The organism is Streptodolium elevatio (assembly GCF_053592165.1).
The window spans coordinates 62,459-70,088 of record NZ_JBSFVE010000032.1 but is presented as its reverse complement, the minus strand read 5'-3'; the positions used below and the strand labels follow the sequence as shown (position 1 = coordinate 70,088).

Sequence of the window (7,630 nt, the reverse complement as noted above, 5' to 3'; positions counted from 1 at the left end):
CGGCTCCGGCGCCGCCGGGTTTTACCCCGGCCCCCCCCCCCCCCTGTCCCCCCCTCACAAACCCCCGGGGGGCGCCGGGCCCGGCCCGGCGCGCCACCGACGGACCGGGCCGCGTGAGCCCGGAAAACGGCCGCGTAGAACCCGTCGGCGGACAACCGACAGATCAAACGGTCGCCAGGCCGGTACAGACGGGGCCGCGGTTCACCCGATTGCGCGAGTCTCCGCACAAGTCACTGGTGAGCCGCCCACACGCCCCGTTCCGCCCGGCGCTACGCGGTCAGGAGGCCAGAACCTCGTCGAGGATCGCCTCGGCCTTGTCTTCGTTGGTGTTCTCCGCGAGTGCCAGCTCGCTCACCAGGATCTGCCGCGCCTTCGCGAGCATCCGCTTCTCACCGGCCGACAGGCCGCGGTCACGCTCACGGCGCCAAAGGTCGCGCACGACCTCGGCAACCTTGATAACGTCACCGGAAGCGAGCTTCTCCAGGTTCGCCTTGTAGCGTCGCGACCAGTTCGTCGGCTCCTCGGTGTGCGGAGCCCGCAGCACCTCGAAGACGCGATCGAGGCCGTCCTGGCCCACCACGTCGCGCACACCGACGAACTCCGCGTTGTCAGCGGGGACTCGTACCGTGAGGTCGCCCTGGGCTACCTTCAGCACCAGGTAGATCTTGTCCTCGCCCTTGATGGTGCGAGTCTCGATCGCCTCGATGAGCGCGGCCCCGTGATGGGGGTAGACCACCGTGTCGCCAACCTTGAACGTCATGTGACAGGTACCCCTTCCGTGGCTTTCTAGGGTAACACGGGTCACGCCCCGCCTGAATGGCGTTTCCGCAGGTCAGGGCCTTAGTCAGGGCTTGACAACGGCCACACGGACATGCTTGTCCCACCCGGCGGCAGCCTCCGGGGTGATCCATAAACCGGACAAAACAGTCAACTTGTCTCTGCCTCCAGTCGAACACGGAATCGACTATCGGTGTGGGTGGACACACTGGCCCGACCCATCTGTTTTTGGACACCAAGCAGTAGCTCTTCCTGATGACCCTTCAGAGCCGCGTACAAGTCGCCGAGCGGGCCTGGATAGGCTGTCGCCGGTCCCGGAGACCGGGATCAGCGAGCCTGTCAAGGACCCAAGGAGAAACGCCCGCCGTGAGCCGCAGCATTCGACGGGGTGCCGTCGCCGCAACCCTCGCCCTCGCGCTGGCCCCTCTGGCGGCCGCGTGCTCCAGTGGTACGGACGCCGCTACCACGCAACTGAAGCCGGACAGCGCGTACACCCAGGTCGGCACCATCAAGGTGCAGAACCTGTCGCTGGTCCCCGGAGACAAGGACTCGGGCCTCGTGGCGCTCGGCGGCGCGCTCATCAACGAGAGCGACCAGCCCGAGACGCTCAAGCAGGTCACGCTGGCCGGCTCGACCGCGCCGGGCGCGATGAAGGACAAGGACGGCGCCGCGTCCATCACCATCCCGGCCCGCGGCGCGGTGTACCTGACCGGCGAGAAGGGCGGCCCGTCGGTGACCTTCTCGGGCATCCGCGAGGACATCACCGGCAAGTACGTCGACGTCGCGTTCAGCTTCGGCACGGTCGGCCAGACCAAGCTGGGCGTCGCGGTGCACCCGGCCGAGGGCTACTACGCGCCCCTGAAGCCGTCGTCGCCGCCGAGCACGCCCCCGAGCACCCCGGTCACCGTACCGACCGTCACCGCGCCGCCGACGAGCACGCCGCCCTCCGGCCCGCCCGTGTCTCCCCCGGCCTCCGGCGCCCCGGCCACCGGCCAGGCGGGCGGTCCGACCGCCACCGGCACGGCGACCGCGCAGGCCACCAACTCCTCGTCGCGGCCCCCGGCTTCGAACGAGCCCGCGAGCAGCTGACGCCGACAGGCACGCAAAAGGCCGAGGGCCCGCCCGGAAATCGGGCGGGCCCTCGGCCTTTGCACGGTGCGGTGTACGCCGCCCCAGCGGGCCTACGGGTCCGTGCACGAGCTTGCGAACGGGCCTGTCAGGGCTCGAACTTGTACCCCAGCCCGCGTACCGTCACCAGGTAGCGCGGGGCTCCCGGGTCCGGCTCGATCTTGGCGCGCAGCCGCTTGACGTGGACGTCGAGCGTCTTGGTGTCGCCGACGTAGCCGGCCCCCCACACACGGTCGATCAGCTGCATGCGGGTGAGCACGCGGCCCGCGTTGCGCAGCAGCAGCTCCAGCAAGTCGAACTCCTTGAGCGGCAGTTCGACCTTGACACCGTCGACGGTCACCCGGTGCCGGTCGACGTCCATGCGCACCGGCCCGGCCTCCAGGGCGGTCGGCTCGACCTCGGTCGGCTCCCCCTGGCGGCGGAGCACCGCACGGATTCGGGCGACGAGTTCACGCGACGAGAAGGGCTTGGTGACGTAGTCGTCCGCGCCGATCTCCAGGCCGACGACCTTGTCGACCTCGCTGTCCTTGGCGGTGACCATGATGACGGGCACGTTGGACTTGGCACGCAGGCGTCGGCACACCTCGGTGCCGGGCAGGCCAGGCAGCATCAGGTCGAGCAGCACGAGGTCGGCGCCCCCCTGGTCGAACTGTTCCAGCGCATCGGGGCCGGTGACTGCGACCGCGACTTCGAACCCTTCCTTGCGCAGCAGGAACGCCAGCGGGTCGCTGAAGGACTCCTCGTCCTCGACGACGAGCACTCGGGTCATCCCGAACCCTCCCGGGAGTTGTACGACGGGGCCAGGTCGCTCGGTCCGCCGGACGCGGGCGATGCGCCGGGCCTCGTCATTGTGGACGCCGCGTCGGGGAACTTGCCCCGTTCGTCGGCGGGCAGAAGGGGCAGCACCAGGGTAAACGTGGTTCCCACGCCCTCCAGGCTGCGTACCGTGACCTCGCCCCCGTGTCCGGCCACGATGTGTTTCACGATGGACAGCCCGAGTCCGGTCCCGCCGGTGGCCCGCGACCGTGCGGGGTCCACGCGGTAGAAGCGCTCGAAGATGCGGTCCAGGTCGCGATGCGGGATGCCGATGCCCTGGTCCGAGACGGCGATGACGGCCTTGCGGCCGGTCACCCGGACGTCGATGTCGACGCGGGTGCGCTCGGGGCTGTAGTTGACGGCGTTCTCCACCAGGTTGCCGAGCGCCATCACCAGCTGGTTGTGGTCGCCCGGGATGACCAGGCCGGGATCGCCGCCGACCGCGAGGGTGATCTGCTTGTTCTGCGCGACCTGCCGGCAGCGGTCGACCGCCTCCGCGACCAGTTCGTCGACCGGTACGGGGGCGATGTCCTGCAGCGGGTGGTCGTTCTGCACGCGCGACAGGTCGATGAGCTCCTGCACCAGGCTGGTCAGGCGCGCGGACTCGACCTGCATGCGACCGGAGAAGCGGCGTACCGCCTCGGGGTCGTCGCTCGCGTCCAGGACCGCTTCGGCGAGCAGCGACAGCGCGCCGACCGGGGTCTTGAGTTCATGGCTGACGTTGGCGACGAAGTCTCGGCGCACGGCGTCGACGCGCCGGGCCTCGGTGCGGTCCTCGACCAGCAGCAGCACCAGGCGCGAGCCGAGCGGCGCGACCCGCGCCGAGACCTCCAGCTCCTGGCCGTCGCGCCGGGCCAGCAGCAGGTCGCGCTGCCTTATCTCGCCGTCGCGCCGCGTCTCGCGGGCCATGCGCAGGAGTTCCTCGGGAACCAGTTGGTCGCCGCGGACCAGGCCGAAGGTGTACGCGGCCGAGCTGGCCTTGACCACCGCGTCCCGCTCGTCCAGCACGACGGCGGACGAGCGCAGCACGGACAGGACGATGGCCACGCCGGGCGGCAGCACCGGGCCCGCGGGGGCCGTCTGACCTCCGGGGTTGCCGAGGGCGCGCTCGCTCCAGCGGAAGGCCAGCGTTCCGGCCACACCGACGGCCAACCCTGAGAGGGCGGCGACTGTTGCCGCGGCCACGTTCACGTCCACAGAACCCAGGGTAAAGCTGCCCCGAACGGGTGAACCCTCTCCGGGCGGCAGAGACCGGATGACTTCATCGACTGTTCATCGCTCGGCCGTATCGGGTTCAGTTCGGACGGATGTCGCCGGAAGTGGCGTTTGCCGGGTTCTGCCCGTTGACGGGCGGATGCGTTGTGGGTTGACTCGGATACGGACGGTGCGCGGAACGTCGCGGCAAAGCAACAGGCAACGCATTGGTCCACCCAGGTGAACGGAGGTCGTTCATGCCCGATCGGCTCACCAGCGCCATGACCGGTACCCCTGCCGACTCCCTGACCGCATCGATGACCCCGTCGACGTCCACGTCGGCATCCGCATCGACCCCCTGGCCGACGCCCGCACCGCCGGGCCCGCGCACGTACATAGAGGTCACCCCGGTACGCGCCGCCGGGACCCGCAGGCCCGGGTCCGCACCGACACCCGGCTGCAGCTGTCCGTCGACATGCGGCTGCGGGTGCAAATCCGGTTCGGCCTGCAACTGCGGAGGCAGCTGCAACGGCTGAACGGGGGCATGGCCAGGGGCGCCCACCCCTTCCGTGACGGGCGCCCCTGGTCGTGCCGACCCGCTACTTGCGGCCCTGGTTCTTGACCGCCTCGATCGCGGCCGCCGCGGCCTCGGGGTCGAGGTAGCGGCCGCCCGGGGTCAGCGGGCGCAGGTTCGCGTCCAGCTCGTAGAGCAGCGGGATGCCGGTCGGGATGTTGAGGCCGGCGATGTCGTCGTCGGAGATGCCGTCGAGGTGCTTGACCAGCGCGCGCAGCGAGTTGCCGTGCGCGGCGACCAGCGTGGTGCGGCCGGCCTCCAGGTCGGGCACGATCGCGTCGTACCAATACGGCAGCATGCGCTCGACGACGTCCTTGAGGCACTCGGTGCGCGGCCGGATCTCGTCCGGGAGCCCGGCGTAGCGCGGGTCGTTCACCTGCGAGAACTCGTCGTTGTCGGCGAGCGGCGGGGGCGGCGTGTCGTACGACCGGCGCCACAGCATGAACTGCTCCTCGCCGAACTCGGCCAGCGTCGCGGCCTTGTCCTTGCCCTGGAGCGCGCCGTAGTGGCGCTCGTTGAGGCGCCACGAGCGGCGGACCGGGATCCAGTGCCGCTCGGCGGAGTCGAGCGCGAGCTGAGCGGTGCGGATCGCCCGGCGCTGGAGCGAGGTGTGCAGGACGTCGGGCAGCACGCCGGCGTCGGTCAGCAGCCGGCCGCCGCGCGCGGCCTCCGCCTCGCCGGTTTCGGTCAGGTCGACGTCGACCCACCCGGTGAAGAGTCCCTTGCGGTTCCAGTCGCTCTCACCGTGGCGGAGGAGCACGAGCTTGTATGCGGTGTCGGCCATGCGCCCGAGCGTAATGGAGGCGCCGGGCCCCTTCGGAAAGGGCCCGGCACCGTGCCCGGGCTGTCCGGGTGCGGGCCGCCGCCCGGTGGATGTGCGGCCGAGGTCCGTCGGGTGTCCGGCGGCTATTCGGCGGGCTTCTCGTCCCGCTTGGCGCGTTCTATCAGGTGCGTGAAGGCGTCCAGGTTGCGTGTCGACTCGCCGCGCTCGGTACGCCACTCCCACTCGCGGCGGATCGATGTCGCGAAGCCCAGTTCGAGCAGCGTGTTGAAGCTCTCGTCGGCGGTCTCCAGGACCACCCCGAGCAGCCGGTCCACCTCGTCCTCGGTGACGGCGTGGACCGGCAGGCGGCCGGTCAGGTAGACGTCGCCGAGCTTGTCCAGCGAGAAGGCCACGCCGTACAGCCGCACGTTGCGGGTCAGCAGCCAGCGGTAGAAGGCCTCGTGGTTCTCGTCCGGGCGGCGTACGACGAACGCCGTGACGGTCAGCGTGTGCCGTCCCACCTTCAGCGCGCACGTGGTCTTGAGCTTGCGCGTGCCGGGGAGCGTGACGACGAACGTGTCCTCGTCCGGCCGCTCCCACGTGACCTCGGCGTCGTCCAGGGTCCGCCGGATGGTCTCGGCGGCCTCCGCCCGGGTCTGTTCCACTGTGCACCTCGGGGATCGGCGTTCAGGCATTTCGTCCGGCGGTTTCCAGGACGGTCCCACGCTAGCGCCCATGCCGCTACCGGGCGGCGAGGGACCGCACCACGGCGGCGTCGGCGACGGTCTGGCGGTAGACGTCGGCCATCGACGCCGCGGCGGCGGCCCAGCCGAAGTGGGCCGCGTGGCGCACCGCGCCGTCCGAATACCGCTCGCGCAGGCGCGGTGAGCGGACCAGGCGGCCGATGGCCTCCGCGTAGTCGGCAGGCTCGTGGCCGTCGACGAGGATGCCCGAGACGCCGTCGCGTACCGCGGTCGGCAGGCCGCCCACCGCGGCCGCCACGACGGGAGTGCCGCACGCCTGCGCCTCGATCGCGACGAGGCCGAAGGACTCGTTGTACGACGGCACCACCGCGACGGTCGCCGCCCGGTACCACTCGGCGAGCACGTCCTGCGGCACCGGACGCCGGAAGCGGACGACGTCCTGCACGCCGAGGGAGGCGGCCAGCTTCTGCAGGTGCTCGGGCTCGGCGAGGCCCGTGCCGCTGGGGCCGCCGACCACCGCGACGACCAGGTTCTCGCGCAGCGAGGGCTGCGCGCGCAGCAGGTGCGCGGTGGCGTGCAGCAGGACGTCGGGGGCCTTGAGCGGCTGGATGCGCCCGGCGAACAGGATCACCGCGGCGTCCTCGGGCAGCCCCAGGCGGCGGCGCGCCTCGGCGGCGGCACCCGGCCGGAAGACGTCCAGGTCGACGCCGGGGTTGACGACGGCCACCTGGTCGCGCGGTGCGGCGTACAGGCCGATGAGCTGGTCCGCCTCCTCGGCGGTGTTCGCGACGAGGCGGTCGGCCGCCTCGACGACCTGGCTCTCGCCGATCACGCGCGCCGAGGGCTCGGGGCAGTCGGTCGCGGCCAGCGAGGCGTTCTTGACTTTCGCCATCGTGTGCATGGAGTGCACGAGAGGTACCCCCCAGCGCTCCTTGGCCAGCCAGCCCACCTGCCCGGACAGCCAGTAGTGCGAGTGCACGAGGTCGTAGTAGCCCGGCTCGCGCATAGCCTCGGTCCGCAGCACGCCGGAGGTGAAGGCGCACAGTTGAGCGGGCAGGTCTTCCTTCGACAGCCCCTCGAAGGGGCCGGCGGTCACGTGCCGGACGAGGACGCCGGGTGCCATCTCGACGACGGGCGGCAGGTCGCGTCCGGTGGCGCGGGTGAATATCTCCACCTCGACGCCCAGCGCGGCGAGGCGCTTGGACATCTCGACGATGTAGACGTTCATGCCCCCGGCGTCGCCTGTGCCGGGCTGGTGCAAGGGCGACGTGTGGACGCTGAGAGTCGCGATCCTGCGCGGCGCCCCCCGACGGCCGGCCAGGGTGTTGCGCGCCCCGGATCCGCCCGCTCGCGGCACGTGATGACTCACGCGATGACCTCCTACCAGGCCGACATGGCCTGCCTCTGCCGTAGTACTGCCGTACGCGCGAGCACGCGTACGGCAGGCACGACGTTCGGCACCCGACCACCCTTCGTGGCGGGCGCGTGCTGGGTTTGCTCAGCCCTCCCCGGACGCTGTCGTTTAATTGGGACGACAACACCCCCGGTCAAGTGATAACCGATCCGTCGGCGCGGGGGATTCCCGACCGGGATGTGAGATCGCCCGGTCACTCCCCGCGTTCAGATTGCCACGGAGGGGCGCACGTGATCGCCCCGGCCATCCGAAAGGGGCGC

The 7,630-nt window shown here is 70.9% G+C and carries 8 protein-coding genes; 1 reads left to right on the top strand and 7 read right to left on the bottom strand.

What is annotated here, in order from left to right; all coding sequences use genetic code 11:
• Positions 1–277: 277 nt before the first annotated feature.
• Complete coding sequence (locus ACWD12_RS37185) at positions 278–760, bottom strand: CarD family transcriptional regulator (RefSeq protein WP_231779029.1); 483 nt, start codon at positions 758–760, stop codon at positions 278–280.
• A gap of 383 nt (positions 761–1,143) precedes the next feature.
• Here ACWD12_RS37185 and ACWD12_RS37180 point away from each other — a divergent pair, with 383 nt between their 5' ends.
• On the top strand, positions 1,144–1,866 hold the full coding sequence (locus tag ACWD12_RS37180; protein ID WP_450103304.1) for a hypothetical protein: 723 nt from the start codon (positions 1,144–1,146) through the stop codon (positions 1,864–1,866).
• A gap of 127 nt (positions 1,867–1,993) precedes the next feature.
• Here the strand turns inward: ACWD12_RS37180 and ACWD12_RS37175 are convergent, their stop codons facing one another.
• The 6 genes from ACWD12_RS37175 to mshA form a co-directional block, all read right to left on the bottom strand.
• Positions 1,994–2,674, bottom strand: a complete 681-nt coding sequence (locus ACWD12_RS37175; RefSeq protein ID WP_358351960.1) for a response regulator transcription factor — start codon at positions 2,672–2,674, stop codon at positions 1,994–1,996.
• Positions 2,671–3,918, bottom strand: a complete 1,248-nt coding sequence (locus ACWD12_RS37170; RefSeq protein ID WP_358351963.1) for a sensor histidine kinase — start codon at positions 3,916–3,918, stop codon at positions 2,671–2,673. The genes ACWD12_RS37175 and ACWD12_RS37170 overlap by 4 nt, the downstream gene beginning before the upstream one ends.
• A gap of 97 nt (positions 3,919–4,015) precedes the next feature.
• Positions 4,016–4,444, bottom strand: a complete 429-nt coding sequence (locus ACWD12_RS37165) for a hypothetical protein (protein ID WP_450103303.1) — start codon at positions 4,442–4,444, stop codon at positions 4,016–4,018.
• A 70-nt stretch (positions 4,445–4,514) separates the two neighbouring features.
• Positions 4,515–5,273 (bottom strand): phosphoglyceromutase, encoded by a 759-nt coding sequence (locus ACWD12_RS37160; RefSeq protein ID WP_358351968.1) that lies wholly within the window; start codon positions 5,271–5,273, stop codon positions 4,515–4,517.
• Positions 5,274–5,395: 122 nt separating this feature from the next.
• Positions 5,396–5,947, bottom strand: a complete 552-nt coding sequence (locus tag ACWD12_RS37155; RefSeq protein ID WP_435839015.1) for a YbjN domain-containing protein — start codon at positions 5,945–5,947, stop codon at positions 5,396–5,398.
• A gap of 46 nt (positions 5,948–5,993) precedes the next feature.
• Positions 5,994–7,325, bottom strand: coding sequence for a D-inositol-3-phosphate glycosyltransferase (gene mshA / locus ACWD12_RS37150; RefSeq protein WP_435839016.1), 1,332 nt, complete (start codon positions 7,323–7,325; stop codon positions 5,994–5,996).
• Positions 7,326–7,630: the final 305 nt, after the last annotated feature.